This is a genomic window from Cellulomonas sp. HZM (assembly GCF_000708885.1).
Taxonomy (GTDB): Bacteria; Actinomycetota; Actinomycetes; order Actinomycetales; family Cellulomonadaceae; genus Cellulomonas.
Genome location: NZ_JEOE01000001.1, coordinates 163,149 through 181,488, shown reverse-complemented (window position 1 = coordinate 181,488; position 18,340 = coordinate 163,149). Strand labels below are relative to the sequence as shown.

At 74.0% G+C, this 18,340-nt stretch carries 16 protein-coding genes; all 16 read left to right on the top strand.

The window, feature by feature from the left end:
• Nucleotides 1–23 precede the first annotated feature (23 nt).
• The 16 genes from AW16_RS0100900 (at nt 24) to AW16_RS0100825 (ending at nt 18,326) form a co-directional block, all read left to right on the top strand.
• Nucleotides 24–788 (top strand): putative protein N(5)-glutamine methyltransferase, encoded by a 765-nt coding sequence (locus AW16_RS0100900; RefSeq protein ID WP_156044002.1) that lies wholly within the window; start codon nt 24–26, stop codon nt 786–788.
• 108 nt (nt 789–896) lie between these two features.
• The gene (pyrR, locus tag AW16_RS0100895; RefSeq protein WP_029287326.1) at nt 897–1,526 is read left to right on the top strand and encodes a bifunctional pyr operon transcriptional regulator/uracil phosphoribosyltransferase PyrR; all 630 of its coding nucleotides are present in this window, start codon (nt 897–899) and stop codon (nt 1,524–1,526) included.
• A complete protein-coding gene (locus tag AW16_RS0100890) occupies nt 1,523–2,509 on the top strand; it encodes an aspartate carbamoyltransferase catalytic subunit (protein WP_029287324.1) in 987 nt (328 codons plus the stop codon). The genes pyrR and AW16_RS0100890 overlap by 4 nt, the downstream gene beginning before the upstream one ends.
• Nucleotides 2,506–3,834, top strand: a complete 1,329-nt coding sequence (locus tag AW16_RS0100885; protein ID WP_034647873.1) for a dihydroorotase — start codon at nt 2,506–2,508, stop codon at nt 3,832–3,834. Before AW16_RS0100890 ends, AW16_RS0100885 begins: the two co-directional genes overlap by 4 nt.
• Entirely contained in the window at nt 3,831–4,385 is a 555-nt protein-coding gene (locus AW16_RS0100880) for a hypothetical protein (protein ID WP_029287321.1), read from the top strand. Before AW16_RS0100885 ends, AW16_RS0100880 begins: the two co-directional genes overlap by 4 nt.
• Before the next feature lie 2 nt (nt 4,386–4,387).
• The gene (carA, locus tag AW16_RS0100875; RefSeq protein ID WP_029287319.1) at nt 4,388–5,548 is read left to right on the top strand and encodes a glutamine-hydrolyzing carbamoyl-phosphate synthase small subunit; all 1,161 of its coding nucleotides are present in this window, start codon (nt 4,388–4,390) and stop codon (nt 5,546–5,548) included.
• The gene (carB, locus tag AW16_RS0100870) at nt 5,548–8,877 is read left to right on the top strand and encodes a carbamoyl-phosphate synthase large subunit (RefSeq protein WP_029287317.1); all 3,330 of its coding nucleotides are present in this window, start codon (nt 5,548–5,550) and stop codon (nt 8,875–8,877) included. The genes carA and carB overlap by 1 nt, the downstream gene beginning before the upstream one ends.
• Complete coding sequence (gene pyrF / locus AW16_RS0100865; RefSeq protein ID WP_029287316.1) at nt 8,874–9,725, top strand: orotidine-5'-phosphate decarboxylase; 852 nt, start codon at nt 8,874–8,876, stop codon at nt 9,723–9,725. The genes carB and pyrF overlap by 4 nt, the downstream gene beginning before the upstream one ends.
• Before the next feature lie 211 nt (nt 9,726–9,936).
• Nucleotides 9,937–10,248: an integration host factor, actinobacterial type gene (gene mihF, locus AW16_RS0100860; RefSeq protein ID WP_029287315.1), complete on the top strand. Its 312-nt coding sequence runs from the start codon at nt 9,937–9,939 to the stop codon at nt 10,246–10,248.
• 69 nt (nt 10,249–10,317) lie between these two features.
• A complete protein-coding gene (gene gmk / locus AW16_RS0100855) occupies nt 10,318–10,887 on the top strand; it encodes a guanylate kinase (RefSeq protein ID WP_029287313.1) in 570 nt (189 codons plus the stop codon).
• Between the two features lie 103 nt (nt 10,888–10,990).
• A complete protein-coding gene (rpoZ, locus tag AW16_RS0100850) occupies nt 10,991–11,254 on the top strand; it encodes a DNA-directed RNA polymerase subunit omega (protein ID WP_029287310.1) in 264 nt (87 codons plus the stop codon).
• A gap of 10 nt (nt 11,255–11,264) precedes the next feature.
• Nucleotides 11,265–12,467 (top strand): bifunctional phosphopantothenoylcysteine decarboxylase/phosphopantothenate--cysteine ligase CoaBC, encoded by a 1,203-nt coding sequence (gene coaBC, locus AW16_RS0100845; RefSeq protein WP_029287309.1) that lies wholly within the window; start codon nt 11,265–11,267, stop codon nt 12,465–12,467.
• A gap of 84 nt (nt 12,468–12,551) precedes the next feature.
• Complete coding sequence (metK, locus tag AW16_RS0100840; protein ID WP_029287307.1) at nt 12,552–13,763, top strand: methionine adenosyltransferase; 1,212 nt, start codon at nt 12,552–12,554, stop codon at nt 13,761–13,763.
• A 1-nt stretch (nt 13,764) separates the two neighbouring features.
• A complete protein-coding gene (locus AW16_RS0100835; RefSeq protein ID WP_029287305.1) occupies nt 13,765–15,831 on the top strand; it encodes a primosomal protein N' in 2,067 nt (688 codons plus the stop codon).
• Between the two features lie 39 nt (nt 15,832–15,870).
• Nucleotides 15,871–16,812, top strand: a complete 942-nt coding sequence (locus tag AW16_RS0100830) for a methionyl-tRNA formyltransferase (protein WP_029287302.1) — start codon at nt 15,871–15,873, stop codon at nt 16,810–16,812.
• Entirely contained in the window at nt 16,809–18,326 is a 1,518-nt protein-coding gene (locus tag AW16_RS0100825) for an RsmB/NOP family class I SAM-dependent RNA methyltransferase (RefSeq protein ID WP_029287300.1), read from the top strand. Before AW16_RS0100830 ends, AW16_RS0100825 begins: the two co-directional genes overlap by 4 nt.
• The last annotated feature ends 14 nt before the right edge of the window (nt 18,327–18,340 follow it).

Below are 18,340 nucleotides of genomic sequence, written 5' to 3'. Positions count from 1 at the left end.
GTGACGTGCGCGAGGATCGGGTGATGGACAGGGACGCCCTCGTGGCGCGGCTGCGTGCAGCGGGCTGCGTCTTCGCGGAGGACGAGGCCGACGAGCTGCTCGCCGAGCCGCACGACGACCTCGCGGCGCTCGTCGCTCGTCGCGTCGCGGGGGAGCCGCTCGAGCAGGTGCTCGGGTGGGCGCGGTTCGACGGTCTGCGTGTGCTCGTCGCGCCCGGGGTGTTCGTCCCGCGGCTGCGCACCGAGCTCGTCGTGCGCGAGGTCCTCCACGCGCTGCGCGACGTCGCCGCACCGCTCGTCGTCGACCTGTGCTGCGGGACGGGTGCGATCGGCCTCGCCCTGCGCACCAGGGTCCCGGGCGCCGTGGTGCACGCGGCGGACGTCGACCCGGTGGCGGTCGCGTGCGCACGTCGGAACCTCGGGCCGGACGACGTGCACGAGGGCGACCTGTTCGATGCCCTGCCGTCGGCGTTGCTCGGTCGTGTCGACGCGGTCGCGGTCAACGCCCCGTACGTCCCGACCGCGCACGTGCCGCTCATGCCGGCCGAGGCACGCGACCACGAGCACCGCATCGCGCTCGACGGCGGCGACGACGGGCTGGACCTGCACCGCCGCGTGCTCGCGGACGCACGGCGGTGGCTCGCACCGGGCGGGACCGTGGTGGTCGAGACCAGCCGCGCGCAGTCCGCCGCGACCCTCGCGGTCGCGCACGCCGCCGGGCTGCGGGCGCGCGTCGTCGAGGACGACGACGTCGACGGGACGGTCGTCGTCGCTCGCCAGCCGACGTGAGGGATGTCGCAGCCCGACGCGCGGCCGTGGTGCGCCGACGACGGTAGGGTGGGCGGCGAACAGCAGTCCTTTAACTCCCGTCCTGTGAGGCGGGGAAGGAGCAGCTACATGAGCACAGCCGTGCCCGCGTCCGGCCAGCCGGTCGGCGACGACGCCGTCGCCCCCCGCCCTCCCGGCCAGGACGCCTCTCCCGACGCGAACGTGGTCCTGGGTCCCGCGGAGATCGCGCGCGCCCTCACCCGCATCGCGCACGAGATCCTCGAACGGAACAAGGGCGGCGCCGACGTGGTGCTGCTCGGCATCCCGACCCGCGGGCTGCCGCTCGCGCACCGGCTGGCCGACCGCCTCGTGTCCGTCGAGCCCTCGCTCGACGCCGACGCGCTCGTCGGCAGCCTCGACGTCACGATGTACCGCGACGACCTGCACCAGCACCCGACGCGCAGCATCGGCTCGACCGACGTCCCCGCCGGCGGCCTCGACGGCCGCGTCGTGGTGCTCGTCGACGACGTCCTGTACTCCGGTCGCACGATCAGGGCGGCTCTCGACGCGATCTCCGACCTGGGCAGGCCGCGCGCGGTCCAGCTGGCCGCGCTCGTCGACCGGGGCCACCGCGAGCTGCCGATCCGCGCCGACTTCGTCGGCAAGAACCTGCCGACCTCGACGACCGAACGGGTGCGCGTGCTGCTCACCGAGACCGACGGCCGCGACGCCGTGCTGATCGACGGGGGATCGCGATGAAGCACCTGCTCTCGACCGGTGACCTCTCGCGCACCGAGGCGGTGCGGATCCTCGACACCGCGGGACAGATGGCGGCGACCCAGTCACGCGAGATCAAGAAGCTCCCGACGCTGCGCGGGCGCACGGTCGTCAACCTGTTCTTCGAGGACTCGACCCGCACGCGCATCTCGTTCGAGACCGCCGCCAAGCGGCTCTCGGCGGACGTCATCAACTTCTCCGCCAAGGGGTCGAGCGTCTCCAAGGGCGAGTCGCTCAAGGACACCGCGCTGACGCTGCAGGCGATGGGTGCCGACGCGGTCGTGATCCGGCACCACGCGAGCGGCGCACCCCACACGCTCGCGGCGTCGGGTTGGACCAGCGGCGCGGTGGTGAACGCGGGCGACGGCACGCACCAGCACCCCACGCAGGCGCTGCTCGACGCGTACACGCTGCGCCGGCACCTCACAGGCCCGGGCGACGCGAGCGGCCGAGACCTCGCGGGTCTGCGCGTGGCGATCGTCGGCGACGTGCTGCACAGCCGCGTGGCGCGCTCCAACGTGCAGCTGCTGCACACGCTGGGAGCCGAGGTGACGCTCGTCGCGCCGCCCACGCTCCTGCCGGTCGGGGTCCAGTCGTGGCCCGCCGAGGTGTCCTACCACCTGGACGAGGTGGTCGGGTCCAAGCCCGACGCGATCATGATGCTGCGCGTCCAGCGCGAGCGGATGTCGAGCGCGGGCGGTGGGTTCTTCCCCAGCCCGCTCGAGTACACCCGCGGCTACGGGCTGGACGCGCGCCGCCTCGCGGCGCTGCCCGAGCACGCGATCGTCCTGCACCCGGGGCCGATGAACCGCGGGCTCGAGATCTCGGCCGACGCGGCCGACTCGCCGCGCGCCGTGATCGTCGAGCAGGTGGCGAACGGCGTGGCGGTGCGGATGGCGGTGCTCTACCTGCTGCTGGCGGGCGAGCAGAGGCACGACAGCGACGAGACGAAGGTGGACCAGTGAGCCGGCAGTACCTCCTGCGCCAGGTGGCGCCCTACGGCGAGAGCCCCGTCGACGTCCTGCTCGCGGACGGCGAGATCGCCGCGATCGGCACGGGTCTCGAGCGCGGCGACGACGTCGTCGAGATCGACGGCCGCGGTCTCGTGCTGCTGCCCGGGCTCGTCGACCTGCACACCCACCTGCGCGAGCCGGGCCGGGAGGACGCCGAGACGATCTCCTCGGGCACGCGCGCGGCGGCCATGGGCGGCTTCACCGCGGTGCACGCGATGGCGAACACCACCCCGACGCAGGACACGGCGGGCGTCGTCGAGCAGGTGTGGCGGCTGGGCCGCGAGGCGGGCTGGGTCGACGTCCACCCCGTGGGTGCCGTGACGGTGGGCCTCGAGGGCGAGCGGCTCGCGGAGCTGGGTGCCATGGCCGAGTCGCAGGCACGCGTGCGGGTGTTCTCGGACGACGGGAAGTGCGTGCACGACCCCGTGGTGATGCGGCGCGCGCTCGAGTACGTCAAGGCGTTCGACGGCGTGGTCGCGCAGCACGCGCAGGAGCCGCGCCTGACCGAGGGCGCGCAGATGCACGAGGGCGTGGTGTCCGCCGAGCTCGGTCTCGCGGGCTGGCCCGCGGTCGCCGAGGAGGCGATCATCGCGCGCGACGTGCTGCTTGCCGAGCACGTCGGCTCGCGCCTGCACGTGTGCCACCTGTCGACCGCGGGCTCGGTCGAGATCATCCGGTGGGCGAAGTCACGCGGCATCGACGTGACCGCGGAGGTCACCCCGCACCACCTGATGCTCACCGACGAGCTCGCCCGTGGCTACGACCCGACGTTCAAGGTCAACCCGCCGCTGCGCACGATGCGCGACGTCGAGGCCGTCCGCGAGGGGCTCGCCGACGGCACGATCGACATCGTCGCGACCGACCACGCGCCGCACACGCGCGAGGACAAGGACTGCGAGTGGGCCGCCGCGGCGTTCGGCATGACGGGGCTGGAGACGGCGCTCTCCGTGGTGCAGGAGACGATGGTCGACACCGGTCGCCTGACGTGGCGTGACGTCGCACGCGTGCTCTCGGAGGCGCCGGCGCGCATCGGTCGCGTCGACGGCCACGGGCGTGCGATCGCCGTCGGGGAGCCGGCCAACCTCGTGCTCGTCGACCCCGCCGCACGACGCGTCGTGAACCCCGCGGACCAGGCGACCAAGTCGGTGAACTCTCCGTTCCGCGGGCGCGAGCTGTCCGGCTGCGTGGTCTCCACCTTCCTGCGCGGTCGCGCGACCGTGCTCGACGGTGCCTCGTGCGACTGGTCACCGCTGGCCGAGGGCGTGGTGCGCCCGTGACGGGTGGGCAGGCTGCATCGGTCGCGGGGCTCGTGGTGCTCGTCGCGCTCGCGTGGTGGGGCATGTGGAAGGGCTGGCAGCACCGCGGACGTGCCACGCAGGACGCGGTGCGCGAGCTGCCCGCCGTCCCCGTGGACCTCGGACCCGCTCGGCTCGGGCCGATCGAGGCGACGTACGTGTCCACGACGCGCTCGGGCGACTGGCTCGACCGCGTGGTCGCGCGTGACCTCGGCACCCGCAGCCCCGCATCAGTGAGCGTGCACGACGAGGGCGTGCTGATCGCCCGTACCGGCGCGCACGACGTGTACGTGCCCGCGGCGACGGTGCGCGGCGCGGCGCTCGGGCCGGGGATCGCGGGCAAGGTCGTCGGCGGGGAGGGGCTCGTGGTGCTCACGTGGCAGCCCGACCCGCAGGAACGACGAGGGATCGACACCGGCCTGCGGCCGCGGCACGCGCACGACCGCGAGCTGCTGGTGCAGGCGGTGCAGGGGCTGACGGACCGTGCGGTCGCGCAGCCCGGGACGACGGACGACGGCGAGAAGGAGCAGTGACCATGAGCGACGCAGTGCTCGTCCTGGAGGACGGCCGCACCTTCGCGGGCCGGACCTACGGAGCCACCGGGCAGACGCTCGGCGAGATCGTCTTCAACACCGGCATGACCGGCTACCAGGAGACGCTGACCGACCCCTCGTACCACCGCCAGATCGTCGTCATGACGGCGCCGCACGTCGGCAACACCGGTGTCAACGACGAGGACCCGGAGTCGGGGCGCATCTGGGTCGCCGGGTACGTCGTGCGCGACCCCGCGCGCCGGTCCTCGAGCTGGCGCGCGTCGCGCACGCTCGACGAGGAGCTCGTGGCGCAGGGCGTCGTCGGCATCAGCGACATCGACACGCGTGCGCTGACGCGGCACCTGCGCGAGCGCGGCGTGATGCGCGCAGGCATCTTCTCGGGCGACGCGCTCGCACCGACCGACGAGCTCGTGCAGCGCGTGCAGGGGGCCCCGGCGATGGCCGGCGCCGACCTGGCGGGCGAGGTGTCGACCGACGAGGCGTACGTCGTCGACGCGCTCGACGCCGACGGCGGGCCCCTCGCGGACCCGGTGGCCACCGTCGCGGCGATCGACCTGGGCATCAAGGCCATGACGCCCCAGCGCATGGCCGAGCGCGGCATCCGCGTGCACGTGCTGCCCGCGACCGCGACCCTCGACGACGTCCTCGCCGTCGAGCCCGACGGGGTGTTCTTCTCCAACGGGCCGGGTGACCCCGCGGCCGCCACGCACGAGATCGAGCTGCTGCGCGGCGTGCTCGACCGCAAGGTGCCGTTCTTCGGCATCTGCTACGGCAACCAGCTCCTGGGCCGGGCGCTCGGGTACGGCACCTACAAGCTGGGCTACGGCCACCGCGGCGTGAACCAGCCGGTCATGGACCGGGCGACCGGCAAGGTCGAGATCACGGCGCACAACCACGGGTTCGCCGTGGACGCGCCCCTCGACGGCGAGTCCGTCGCACCGCACGACGGCGGTCGCTACGGCCGCGTCGTCGTGAGCCACGTCGACCTCAACGACGACGTCGTCGAGGGGCTGCGCGCGCTCGACCTGCCGGCCTTCTCGGTGCAGTACCACCCGGAGGCCGCCGCAGGCCCGCACGACGCCGCCTACCTCTTCGACCGCTTCGTCGACCTCATGAACGAGAACAAGAAGGGTGCCGCCTGATGCCGCGCCGCACAGACATCTCCAGCGTCCTGGTCATCGGGTCAGGCCCGATCGTCATCGGCCAGGCGTGCGAGTTCGACTACTCGGGCACGCAGGCGTGCCGTGTGCTCAAGGAGGAGGGCCTGCGGGTCGTCCTCGTGAACTCGAACCCCGCGACGATCATGACCGACCCCGAGTTCGCCGACGCGACGTACGTCGAGCCGATCACGACCGAGGTCCTGACGTCGATCATCGCCAAGGAGCGTCCCGACGCGATCCTGCCGACCCTGGGTGGCCAGACGGCTCTCAACGCGGCGATCGCGCTCGACGAGGCCGGCGTGCTCGCGAAGTACGACGTCGAGCTCATCGGCGCGAACATCCCCGCGATCCAGAAGGGCGAGGACCGCGAGCAGTTCAAGCAGGTGGTCGACGTCTGCGGCGGCGAGTCGGCCCGCTCGGCGATCGTGCACACGATCGACGACGCGCTCGCCGCGGTCGAGGACCTGGGCTACCCGGTGGTCGTCCGCCCGTCGTTCACGATGGGCGGCCTCGGCTCCGGCATCGCGTACGACGAGACCGACCTGCGCCGCATCGTCGGCCAGGGCCTGCACTACTCGCCGACCACCGAGGTGCTCCTCGAGGAGTCGATCCTCGGGTGGAAGGAGTACGAGCTCGAGCTCATGCGCGACAAGCACGACAACGTCGTGGTCGTCTGCTCGATCGAGAACGTCGACCCGGTCGGCGTCCACACCGGTGACAGCGTCACGGTGGCGCCCGCGCTCACGCTCACGGACCGCGAGTACCAGAGGCTGCGCGACATCGGCATCGCGGTCATCCGCGAGGTCGGCGTCGACACCGGTGGCTGCAACATCCAGTTCGCGGTCGAGCCGACCACGGGCCGCGTCGTCGTCATCGAGATGAACCCGCGTGTGTCTCGCTCGTCCGCGCTGGCGTCGAAGGCGACCGGCTTCCCCATCGCCAAGATCGCCGCGAAGCTCGCCGTCGGCTACACGCTCGACGAGATCCCCAACGACATCACGGGCGGCTCGACGCCCGCGTCGTTCGAGCCGACGCTCGACTACGTCGTGGTGAAGGTCCCGCGGTTCGCGTTCGAGAAGTTCCCGGCGGCCGACGACACGCTCACGACGACCATGAAGTCGGTCGGCGAGGCCATGGCCCTGGGCCGCAACTTCACCGAGGCGCTCGGCAAGGCGATGCGGTCGATCGACAAGAAGGGCTCGGTCTTCCACTGGGACGGCCCGACGCCGTCCGGGGAGGCGCTCGACGCGCTGCTCGGGACGATCGGCCGCCCCACCGAGGGTCGCCTGATCGACGTCCAGCAGGCGCTGCGCGGGGGAGCCGGGGTCGACCGCGTCTACGAGATCACGGGCATCGACCCGTGGTTCCTCGACCAGATCGAGCTCATCAACGAGGTCGCCGCCGCGACCAAGGACGCGCCCGCCCTCACGCGTGAGGTCCTGGCCCACGCCAAGCGCCACGGCCTGTCCGACGCGCAGGTCGCGCAGCTGCGGGGGACCACGGAGGACGCCGTGCGCTCGACGCGCCACGCCGTCGGCCTACGGCCGGTCTACAAGACGGTCGACACGTGCGCCGCCGAGTTCGCCGCCAGCACGCCGTACCACTACTCGTCGTACGACGAGGAGACCGAGGTCGAGCCGCGCACGCGGCCCGCGATCCTCATCCTCGGCTCGGGACCCAACCGCATCGGCCAGGGCATCGAGTTCGACTACTCGTGCGTGCACGCCGCGCTCGCGCTCAAGGGCGAGTTCGAGACCGTGATGGTCAACTGCAACCCCGAGACCGTGTCGACCGACTACGACACCTCGGACCGGCTCTACTTCGAGCCGCTCACGTTCGAGGACGTGCTCGAGGTGTACGCCGCGGAGCTCGCCGCCGGGCCGGTGGCCGGGCTCATCGTGACGCTCGGTGGCCAGACGCCGCTGTCGCTCGCGCAGCGCCTTGCGGACGCCGGCCTGCCGATCCTCGGCACGTCCCCGGCCGCGATCGACGCGGCGGAGGACCGCGGCGAGTTCGGCCGCGTGCTCGAGGCGGCCGGCCTGCCGGCCCCGGCGTTCGGCACCGCGACGACGCTCGCCGGCGCGCGCGACACGGCGCACCGGATCGGGTTCCCGGTGCTCGTGCGCCCGTCGTACGTGCTGGGCGGCCGGGGCATGGAGATCGTCTACGGCGACGCGCAGCTCACGGAGTACGTGCAGCGCGCGCTCGACGACGCCGCGGACGGCGGCAAGGCCGGCACGCTGCCCCCGCTGCTCATCGACCGCTTCCTCGACGACGCGATCGAGATCGACGTCGACGCGCTGTTCGACGGCCATGAGCTGTTCCTCGGCGGCGTCATGGAGCACATCGAGGAGGCCGGCATCCACTCCGGCGACTCGGCGTGCGTGCTGCCGCCCGTGACGCTCTCGCTCGCCGAGCTCGAGCGCATCCGCCTCTCGACCGAGGCGATCGCCCGGGGCGTCGGGGTCCACGGCCTGCTCAACATCCAGTTCGCGCTGGTCAGCGACGTGCTCTACGTGCTCGAGGCCAACCCGCGCGCCTCGCGTACCGTGCCGTTCGTCTCCAAGGCGACGGGGGTGTCGCTCGCCAAGGCCGCCGCACTGGTCATGGCGGGGCACACGATCGCCGACCTGCGCGAGCAGGGGATCCTGCCCCAGCAGGACGCGAGCGTGCTCGACCTCGACGCGCCGATCGCCGTCAAGGAGGCGGTGCTCCCGTTCAAGCGGTTCCGCACCGCCGACGGGCACGTCGTCGACACGGTCCTCGGACCGGAGATGCGCTCGACCGGCGAGGTCATGGGGTTCGACGCGGACTTCCCGACGGCGTTCGCCAAGTCGCAGGACGCCGCGTTCGGCGGTCTGCCCGCGACGGGACGTGCGTTCATCTCGGTCGCCGACCGGGACAAGCGCTCGATCGTGTTCCCCGTCAAGCGGCTCGCAGAGCTCGGGTTCGAGATCCTTGCGACCGAGGGAACCGCAGCGGTGCTGCACCGCTCGGGAATCCGGTCCACCGTCGTGCGCAAGCACTCGTCGGGTCGCGGCGACGCGGGGGAGCCGACGATCGTCGACCTCATCGTCGAGGGGAGCGTCGACCTCGTCGTCAACACCCCGTCCGGGCAGGGCGCGCGGGCCGACGGCTACGAGATCCGTGCGGCGACCGTCGCGGCGGACAAGGCGATGATCACCACCGTGCAGCAGCTCGGGGCAGCCGTGCAGGCGATCGAGGCCGCGCAGGCCGGGCCGTTCGACGTCACGAGCCTGCAGGAGCACGACGTCGCAGCCCAGGCTCGTCGCGAGGCGGTGGGCGCATGAGCATCGCACCGTTCGGCACGCGGCTCGCGGCGGCGATGGACGAGCACGGGCCGTTGTGCGTCGGCATCGACCCGCACGAGAGCCTCCTGCTCGAGTGGGGCCTGACCGACGACGCCGCGGGTCTGCGGTCGTTCGCCCTGACCGTGATGGACGCGGTCGGGGGCAGGGTCGCGGCCGTCAAGCCGCAGGCGGCGTTCTTCGAGCGTCACGGCTCGGCGGGGCTCGCGGTGCTCGAGGAGGTCGTCGCCGCGGGTCGCGAGACGGGCACGCTCGTCGTCGTCGACGCCAAGCGCGGTGACATCGGTTCGACCATGGGCGCGTACGCGGACGCCTTCCTGCGCGACGGCTCGCCGCTCGCGGGCGACGCGCTGACGGTCTCGCCGTACCTCGGCTTCGGCTCGCTGGACCCCGCCGTCGACGCAGCGCTGGCGACGGGACGCGGCCTGTTCGTCCTGTGCCTGACCTCCAACAAGGAGGGTCACGAGGTGCAGCACGCACGGACGGAGGACGGCGTGACCGTCGCTGCGACGATGGCCGCGCGTGCGGCGGCCCTCAACGCGGACGCGTCCGTGCTGGGGTCCGTCGGTCTCGTCGTGGGCGCGACCGTCGGCGACGCGGCCGAGCGCGCCGGGGTGGACCTCGAAGCCGTGCGCGGACCGCTCCTGGCGCCGGGCGTCGGTGCCCAGGGCGCTGGACCGACCGAGCTGGCCGCCGTCTTCGGTCGCGCCCGCCGACAGGTGCTCGCGTCGTCGTCGCGTGGCGTGCTGCGCGCCGGTCCCCAGGTCGGGGACCTGCGTGCTGCCGCTCGCGCCGCGAGCGACGAGGCGACCGCCGCGCTGCGAGGCTGACGAGCGCGTCGGGGCGCCCGATCGGGTGGCGGGACGCCGTCCTGCCATGTCTTCGCAGGCAGATCGGGCGTCCTGCGTTGCCGCGCACGCGCGCGCTCGCTAGGTTCGGAAGCACGGCACCGCGCGAGCGGGCCGACCGTGGTTTACCGAACGCCGGCGTCCGGAAGGACGTGCGGCACGCCGATCGAGCACCGACCGAAAGGTGACGCGCGTGGCTCTTCCTCCGCTGACTCCCGAACAGCGCGCCGCAGCGCTGCAGAAGGCCGCCGCGGCGCGGCAGGCCCGTGCCGAGGTGAAGAACCGCCTCAAGTACTCCCAGGGGTCGCTCTCGGAGGTGATCGCACAGGGCCAGAAGGACGAGACCATCGGCAAGCTCAAGGTGGTCGCCCTGCTCGAGTCGCTCCCCGGCGTCGGCAAGGTCAAGGCGCGTGCGATCATGTCCGAGATCGGCATCTCGGAGACCCGCCGTGTCCGTGGCCTCGGACCTCACCAGGTGGAGGCTTTGGTCTCGCGCTTCGGGTGACACCAGGTGCCCGCGGCCGTCGCCGGCCGTCACCGCGCATCAGGACGCACGAGGAGCTGAGCACCACCCATGACGACGACGCCTGCCCGGCTGACCGTTCTCGCCGGACCGACCGCCGTCGGCAAGGGCACCGTGTCCGCCGACGTACGCGCCCGCTACCCGCAGGTGTGGCTGTCGGTCTCGGCGACGACGCGTGCGCCGCGGCCCGGGGAGGTCGACGGCCTGCACTACCACTTCGTGTCGAGTGACGAGTTCGAGCGGATGGTCGACGCGGGAGAGCTGCTCGAGTGGGCCGTGGTGCACGGCCGCAACCGGTACGGGACGCCGCGGCGTCCGGTGGAGGAGCGGCTCGCGTCCGGTGAGCCTGCCTTGCTCGAGATCGATCTCCAGGGAGCCCGTCAGGTGCGGGCCTCGATGCCCGACGCGCGGTTCGTGTTCCTCGCGCCCCCGTCGTTCGACGAGCTGGTCCGCCGGCTCGTGGGTCGTGGGACCGAGGACGCCGAGGAGCGTGAGCGCCGCCTCGAGACGGCCCGCGTCGAGCTCGCGTCGGAGTCGGAGTTCGACCACGTCGTCGTCAACGACGACGTGCACCGCGCGACCGACGAGCTCGTCGAGATCATGGGCCTGCCCACGCGCTGAGCCGCCACGCGCGTCGGTGCGGGCCGTCCCGCCGCGCCGGACGGGTAAGATCGTCCGAGGTCCCACGCGTTCTCGCGTCCCCTTTCCACGTACGGAGCACACCATGTCCGGAACCGTCGCCGCCCCCACGGGCATCACCGACCCGCCGATCGACCAGCTGCTCGAGCGCGCGGACTCCAAGTACGCGCTCGTCCTCTACTCGGCCAAGCGTGCCCGCCAGATCAACGCGTACTACTCGCAGCTCAACGAGGGGCTGCTCGAGTTCGTCGGCCCGCTCGTCGAGACGCGTCCGCAGGAGAAGCCCCTGTCGATCGCGATGCGCGAGATCGACCGCGGTCTGCTGACCGTCGAGTCGACGGAGGAGTAAGACCCCGCTCATGCGGATCGTCCTCGGCGTCGCGGGTGGCATCGCCGCCTACAAGGCCGTGCTCCTGCTCCGCCTGCTGCGCGAGCAGGGGCACGACGTGCGCGTCGTGCCGACGCGCGCAGCGCTCGAGTTCGTCGGTCGGCCGACATGGGAGGCGCTGTCGGGCCAGCCGGTGACGACGGACGTGTTCGAGGACGTCGACCAGGTCGCGCACGTCGCGATCGGGCAGGGCGCCGACCTCGTCGTGGTCGCCCCCGCGACGGCGGACCTGCTGGCGCGTGCCGCGTCCGGCCGCGCGGACGACCTGCTCACCGCGACGCTGCTCGTCACGCGCGCGCCTGCGCTGCTGGCGCCCGCGATGCACACGGAGATGTGGGAGCACCCCGCGACCGTGGCGAACGTCGCGGTCCTGCGCTCGCGCGGCGTGCACGTCCTGGACCCCGCGTCCGGTCGTCTCACGGGCTCCGACACCGGCCCGGGGCGGCTGCCCGAGCCTGAGGACGTCGCCGCCGCAGCGCTCGCGCTGGTGCGCCGGCAGGACCTCGCGGACCGTCACGTGGTGGTCTCTGCCGGCGGGACGCGCGAGCCGCTCGACCCCGTGCGATTCCTCGGCAACCGTTCGTCGGGCCGGCAGGGGGTGGCGCTGGCCACGGCCGCCCGGGCCCGGGGTGCGCGCGTGACGCTCGTCGCGGCGAACCTCACGGTGCCTGCGCCCGCGGGCGTGGACGTGGTCCCGGTGGAGACCGCTGCACAGCTGGGCGATGCCGTGCGCGCAGCGGCGAAGGACGCCGACGCGGTGGTCATGGCGGCGGCGGTGGCGGACTTCCGTCCGTTGAACCCTGTGGGCACGAAGATCAAGAAGTCGGCCGGCGGGGCGCCGCCGACGATCGAGCTCGTCGAGACGGAGGACGTCTTGGCGAGCCTCGCGCGCAAGCGTGTGCGCGAACCGCAGGTCGTCGTCGGCTTCGCCGCCGAGACCGGCGACGAGTCGGGGACCGTGCTCGAGCACGGCCGCGCGAAGGCGGTGCGCAAGGGTGCAGACCTGCTCGTCGTGAACGCCGTGGGCGAGGGGCTGGGCTTCGGCACGAGCGACAACGACGTGACGATCCTCGACGCCGCGGGGGACGTGGTGGCGAGCGCGTCGGGGAGCAAGGTCGCGGTCGCCGACGCGGTCTGGGACGCCGTCGCGGCACGCCTGACGAGCCCCGCCTGAGTCGCTGTCCCGCCTGCACGCGGCGGTCGTCCGTGACGTGGGCGCGCGGACGTCCGTGTCGGTGGCGACGACTACTCTGAGCGCATGACCTCGCCCGCGATGCGCCTGTTCACGTCCGAGTCGGTGACGGAAGGCCATCCGGACAAGATCTGCGACCAGATCTCGGACGCGATCCTCGATGCGATCCTCGAGCAGGATCCGACGGCCCGGGTGGCCGTCGAGACGATGGTCACCACGGGGCTGGTGCACGTCGCCGGTGAGGTGACCACCGAGGCCTACGTCGAGATCCCCGCCGTGGTCCGCCAGGTGGTGCGGGAGATCGGGTACACCTCGTCCCACATCGGGTTCGACGGCGAGTCGTGCGGTGTCTCCGTCTCGATCGGGCAGCAGTCCCCGGACATCGCCGCGGGCGTCGACAAGGCGCTCGAGGTGCGGCTCGACTCGGCGGACCTGGACCCGGACGACATGCAGGGCGCGGGTGACCAGGGCCTGATGTTCGGCTACGCGTGCGACGAGACGCCGAGCCTGATGCCGCTGCCGATCTGGACCGCCCACCGGCTCGCGGAGCGCCTCGCGGCGGTGCGCAAGCAGGGCGTCGTCCCTGGCCTGCGGCCCGACGGCAAGACCCAGGTGACGATCGGCTACGAGGGCGACCGGCCCGTCCGGCTCGACGCCGTGGTGCTCTCGACGCAGCACGAGCCGGACCTCAACCTCGAGACCGTGCTCGAGCCGGCCGTCGTCGAGCACGTGATCGCCCCCGTGCTGGCCGAGGTGCAGGCGGCGGTCGACCTCGACGTCTCGGACCACCGCCGCTTCGTCAACCCGACCGGCCAGTTCATCATCGGGGGCCCGCAGGGCGACGCGGGCCTCACGGGCCGCAAGATCATCGTCGACACCTACGGCGGCTACGCGCGCCACGGGGGCGGAGCCTTCTCGGGCAAGGACCCGTCGAAGGTCGACCGTTCGGCCGCGTACGCGATGCGCTGGGTCGCCAAGAACGTCGTGGCAGCAGGTCTCGCGCGGCGCTGCGAGGTGCAGGTGGCCTACGCGATCGGCAAGGCCGCACCGGTCGGGCTCTACGTCGAGACGTTCGGCACCGAGGCCGTCCCGGTCGAGCGGCTGACCGCCGCGATCCGCGAGGTCTTCGACCTGCGACCCGCGGCGATCATCCGCGACCTGGACCTGCTGCGTCCCGTGTACCGCCGCACGGCCGCCTACGGGCACTTCGGCCGTGACCTGCCCGAGTTCACGTGGGAGCGCACGGACCGCGTCGAGGCCCTGCGTTCCGCCGTCTGACGTGCCGGGCCCGGGCGAGCAGCTCGCGCTCGACGGCCTGCCCGCGCCACGGGTCCGGCACCGGGTCGTCCCGCTTGCCGACGAGCTGCCCGTCGCGCGCGTGTGCGTCGACCTGCCGCCGCAGCACCTCGACCGGCTGTTCGAGTACGCGGTCCCGGCATCGATGCACGCCGGCGTGCGCCCCGGGGTCAGGGTCAAGGTCCGGTTCGGCGGTCAGGACGTCGACGCGTACGTGATCGAGCGCGTCGCCACCGCGGAGCACACCGGCGAGCTCGTCCCGCTGCGCAGGCTCGTGTCCGACGAGCCGGTGCTCGCTCCCGCGGTCGCCCGGTTGGCGCGCGCCGTGGCGGACCGGTGGGCGGGCACGCTGACCGACGTCCTGCGGCTCGCGGTCCCTCCCCGGCACGCGCGCGTGGAGAACGAGGCCGAGCACGACGACGCGCCGACCGTCGTGCCGGCGCCGGGCGCTACCGCGTGGGCGGCCTACCGCGGCGGTCCCGCGTTCGTGCAGCACGTGCTGTCCGGCGGGGCTCCGCGCGCGGTGTGGACCGCGTTGCCGGGCGCCCAGGACGACCGCTGGCCCGACGCGGTCGCGCAGGCCGTGGCAGCCGCCGTCCTCGGAGGGCGGGGCGCGCTCGTCGTCGTCCCCGACGCTCGCGACACCGAGCGCGTGCTCACCGCGCTCTCGACCGCAGGGCTGCCCGCATGGCGCCCGGGCGGCCGCGGGGGCGTCGTGCGGCTCGCGGCCGACGACGGCCCGTCCGCGCGCTACCGCGCGTTCCTCGCGGCGCTGCGCGGGCACGCGGACGTCGTCGTGGGAACGCGCGCCTCGGCGTTCGCGCCCGTCCACGACCTCGGCCTCGTCGTGTGCTGGGACGACGGCGACGCGTTGCATGCCGAGCCCCGTGCGCCGTACCCGCACGTGCGCGAGGTGCTGGCCCTGCGCTCGGAGCTCGAGGACGCCGCGCTGCTCGTCGGCGGGCACGCGCGGACCGTCGAGGCGCAGGCCTGGGTCGCGAGCGGGTGGGCGCACGACGTGAGCGCCGACCGCGCGGTGGTGCGACGGCGGACGCCGCGCGTCATGGCCCTGACGTCCACCGAGCTCGCACGCGAGGGGGCCGCTGCCGCGGCGCGCCTGCCGACCCCGGCGTGGCGCACCATCCGCGACCGGCTCGCGGAGGGCCCCGTGCTCGTGCAGGTGCCCCGCGCGGGCTACGTCCCCGCGGTCGCGTGCGGTCGATGCCGTGCCGCCGCGCGCTGCGGCACGTGCCACGGCCCGCTGGGCCTCGCGCGTGCCGACGGCGTGCCGCGGTGCGGGTGGTGCGGCCGGCTCGCGACCGACTGGCGCTGCGACGAGTGCGGTGCCGCGAACCTGCGGTCCGTGCGCGTCGGCTCGGAACGGACCGCCGAGGAGCTGGGCCGCGCTTTCCCCGGCGTCCCGGTCCGTGTCTCGGGTGCGAAGGTCGCCGGCGGTGTGCTCGCGAGCGTGCGGGACGCGCCGGCCGTGGTCGTGTCGACCCCCGGCGCGGAACCCGTCGCACCCGGGGGATACGCGGCGGCAGTGCTGCTCGACGCGGCCGTCACGACCGCGGGCTCCTCGCTCGGGCTGCTGCCGGACGCGTTACGCCGGTGGCTCACGGCGGCCGCCCTCGTACGATCTGCGTCCGAGGGCGGTGTCGTGCTGCTCGTCGGGGACGCCGAGGCGCGGGCCTCGCAGGCCCTCGTCCGCTGGGACCCGGTGGGGCTCGCGGAGCGCGAGCTCGACGAGCGTGCGGAGCTGGCGCTGCCTCCCGCGGTGCGCATGGCGTCGCTCACCGGGACGCGCGACGCGGTGCAGGCCGTGGCCCGGCGTGTCGAGGCCGCGGGGCTGGACGTGCTCGGACCCGTGCCGCTCGAGGGGCCACCGCCCCGTGGTGCTCTCGAGCCGGAGGTCCGCGCGCTCCTGCGCGTGCCGCGATCGTCCGGACCGGCGCTGGCACGTTCGCTCGCGGCTTCCCTCGCCGTGCGCTCGGCGCGGCGCGAGGGAGGCGTCGTGCGCGCGCACGTCGACCCCACGGACCTGGGCTGACGCGGCCCGGACCGAACCGCGCCACCTAGGATCGAGCCCATGCGTCTGCTGTTCGCCGGTACGCCGGCCGTCGCCGTGCCCTCCCTCGAGGCCCTGCTGGCGTCGCGTCACGAGGTGGTCGCCGTGCTGACCCGCCCGGACGCCCGCGCAGGTCGTGGGAGGGCGTCGGCTGCGAGCCCCGTCAAGCAGCGCGCGCTCGACGAGGGCATCGAGGTGCTCGCACCCCGCACGCTGCGCGACGAGGACGCGGTCGCCCAGGTCTCCGCGCTGGTGCGGGACCACGGCGTCGACGCGGCCCCCGTCGTCGCCTACGGCGCGATCGTGCCGCCGGCACTGCTGGACGCTCCGCGGCACGGATGGGTGAACCTCCACTTCTCCGTGCTGCCCGCGTGGCGCGGTGCCGCACCCGTGCAGCACGCCGTGCTCGCGGGCGACGAGGTCACGGGTGCGACGACGTTCCGCCTCGAGCAGGGTCTCGACACGGGGCCGGTGTACGGCACGCTCACCGAGACGATCCGACCGCGCGACACGTCGGGGGAGCTGCTCGGCCGCCTGGCCGACGTCGGCGCCGGCCTCCTGGTGCGCACGCTCGACGCGCTCGAGGACGGGATCCTCGACGCCGTCCCGCAGCCCGGCGACGGCGTGAGCCTCGCTCCCAAGATCGAGGTCGACGACGCGCGGGTGCGCTGGGAGCACCCCGCGCTGGCGGTCGACCGCCGCGTCCGCGCGTGCACGCCCGCGCCGGGTGCATGGACCACGGTGGACGGCGTGCGGCTCGGCATCGGTCCTGTGACGCCCACCGACGAGCGCCTCGCACCCGGGGAGGTGCGCGCCGGGCGACGTGAGGTGCTCGTCGGGACGGGCACGGTCGCGGTGCGACTCGGTGACGTGACGCCGGCGGGCAAGCGCGCGATGCCTGCGGCGGACTGGGCGCGTGGCGCACGGCTCGAGGACGGCCTGCGGCTCGGGGTGCAGTCGTGAGCGGCGACCGCCGCGACGGCTCGGGGCGCGACCGGCGCGACGCTTCCGGCCGCGAGCGGGGTGCCGCGCGCGCGCAGGGACGTACGAGCCGCACCGCCCAGGCACCCTCGCAGCGCCGCAGGTCGGGCGACGCCGCCAGGTCCGCGGCGTTCGACGTGCTCCGCGCGGTCGACGGCTCGGACGCCTACGCCAACCTCGTGCTGCCGCCGATGCTGCGCGAGCGAGGGATCCACGGCCGCGACGCGGGATTCGCCACCGAGCTCGCGTACGGCACGCTGAGGCTGCGCGGACGCTACGACGCGGTCGTCGAGCAGGCGGCCGGCCGACCGGTCGACCGCATCGACCCGCCCGTGCTCGACCTCCTGCGGCTCGGCACGCACCAGCTCCTCGGCATGCGTGTCCCGCCGCACGCCGCGGTCTCGGAGACGGTCGGGCTCGCGCGCGAGCGCGCCGGCGCTGGTGCCGCCCAGTTCGTCAACGCGGTCCTGCGCGCCGTCGGGCGCGACGACCTCGACGGCTGGCTCCGGACGATCGGTGACGCAGCGGACCCGGCCGGTTCCGACGAGGTCGCGCGGCTCGCGGTGGTCGAGAGCCACCCGGTGTGGGTCGCGCGCGCGTTGCGTGAGGCGCTCGTCGCGCACGGTCGCGCGGCCGACGAGCTGGCCGCTCTCCTCGCGGCGGACAACGCCGCGCCGCGCGTGAGCCTGGTCGCGCGGCCGGGTCTCGCCGAGGTCGACGAGCTGGGTGGCGGCGAGCCCGGCCGTGTCTCGCCGCTCGCGGTGACGCTGCCCGGCGGCGACCCCGCTGCGATCGACGCGGTGCGCGACGGGCGAGCGGGCGTGCAGGACGAGGGCAGCCAGCTCGTCGCGCTCGCGCTCGCCCGTGCACCGCTCGACGGTCCCGACGACCGGTGGCTCGACCTGTGCGCCGGTCCGGGCGGCAAGGCGGCACTGCTCGCGGCGCTCGCCGCGCAGCGCGGCGCGCGGCTCGTCGCCAACGAGGTGCAGCCGCACCGGGCACGGCTCGTGCGCCAGGCGTTGCGCGCGGTCCCGACCGAGGCGGTCGAGCAGGTCCGCACGGGCGACGGCCGCCAGATCGGTGCCGACGAGCCCGGGTCCTTCGACCGCGTGCTGCTCGACGCGCCGTGCACCGGTCTCGGCGCGCTGCGTCGTCGGCCAGAGTCCCGCTGGCGTCGTACGCCGGCCGACCTCGCGGTCCTCACCGGGCTGCAGCGCGAGCTGCTCGTCTCCGCGCTCACCGCCGTGCGTCCCGGCGGCCTGGTCGCCTACGTGACGTGCTCGCCGCACCAGGCCGAGACGCTGCTCGTGGTCAAGGACGCGTTGCGTGCCGCCGGGAAGGTCGGCGTCGTCGCGGAGCGTGCGGACGCACGCGCGGTCGTGCAGGCGTGCGCGCCGCGGTCGCTCGACCTGCCCGACCGACCGGACGTGCAGCTCTGGCCCCACGTGCACGGCACGGACGCGATGCACCTGACGCTGCTGCGCCGCACGTCGTGACGGCTCGGGCGGCC

What these genes read in the sequence shown, in the direction of transcription:
- metK (WP_029287307.1), top strand. Translation starts at nt 12,552, where the DNA reads ATGACCTCGCCCGCGATGCGCCTGTTCACGTCCGAGTCGGTGACGGAA.
- AW16_RS0100900 (WP_156044002.1), top strand. Translation starts at nt 24, where the DNA reads ATGGACAGGGACGCCCTCGTGGCGCGGCTGCGTGCAGCGGGCTGCGTC.
- carA (WP_029287319.1), top strand. Translation starts at nt 4,388, where the DNA reads ATGAGCGACGCAGTGCTCGTCCTGGAGGACGGCCGCACCTTCGCGGGC.
- gmk (WP_029287313.1), top strand. Translation starts at nt 10,318, where the DNA reads ATGACGACGACGCCTGCCCGGCTGACCGTTCTCGCCGGACCGACCGCC.
- coaBC (WP_029287309.1), top strand. Translation starts at nt 11,265, where the DNA reads ATGCGGATCGTCCTCGGCGTCGCGGGTGGCATCGCCGCCTACAAGGCC.
- pyrF (WP_029287316.1), top strand. Translation starts at nt 8,874, where the DNA reads ATGAGCATCGCACCGTTCGGCACGCGGCTCGCGGCGGCGATGGACGAG.
- AW16_RS0100830 (WP_029287302.1), top strand. Translation starts at nt 15,871, where the DNA reads ATGCGTCTGCTGTTCGCCGGTACGCCGGCCGTCGCCGTGCCCTCCCTC.
- pyrR (WP_029287326.1), top strand. Translation starts at nt 897, where the DNA reads ATGAGCACAGCCGTGCCCGCGTCCGGCCAGCCGGTCGGCGACGACGCC.
- AW16_RS0100890 (WP_029287324.1), top strand. Translation starts at nt 1,523, where the DNA reads ATGAAGCACCTGCTCTCGACCGGTGACCTCTCGCGCACCGAGGCGGTG.
- rpoZ (WP_029287310.1), top strand. Translation starts at nt 10,991, where the DNA reads ATGTCCGGAACCGTCGCCGCCCCCACGGGCATCACCGACCCGCCGATC.
- carB (WP_029287317.1), top strand. Translation starts at nt 5,548, where the DNA reads ATGCCGCGCCGCACAGACATCTCCAGCGTCCTGGTCATCGGGTCAGGC.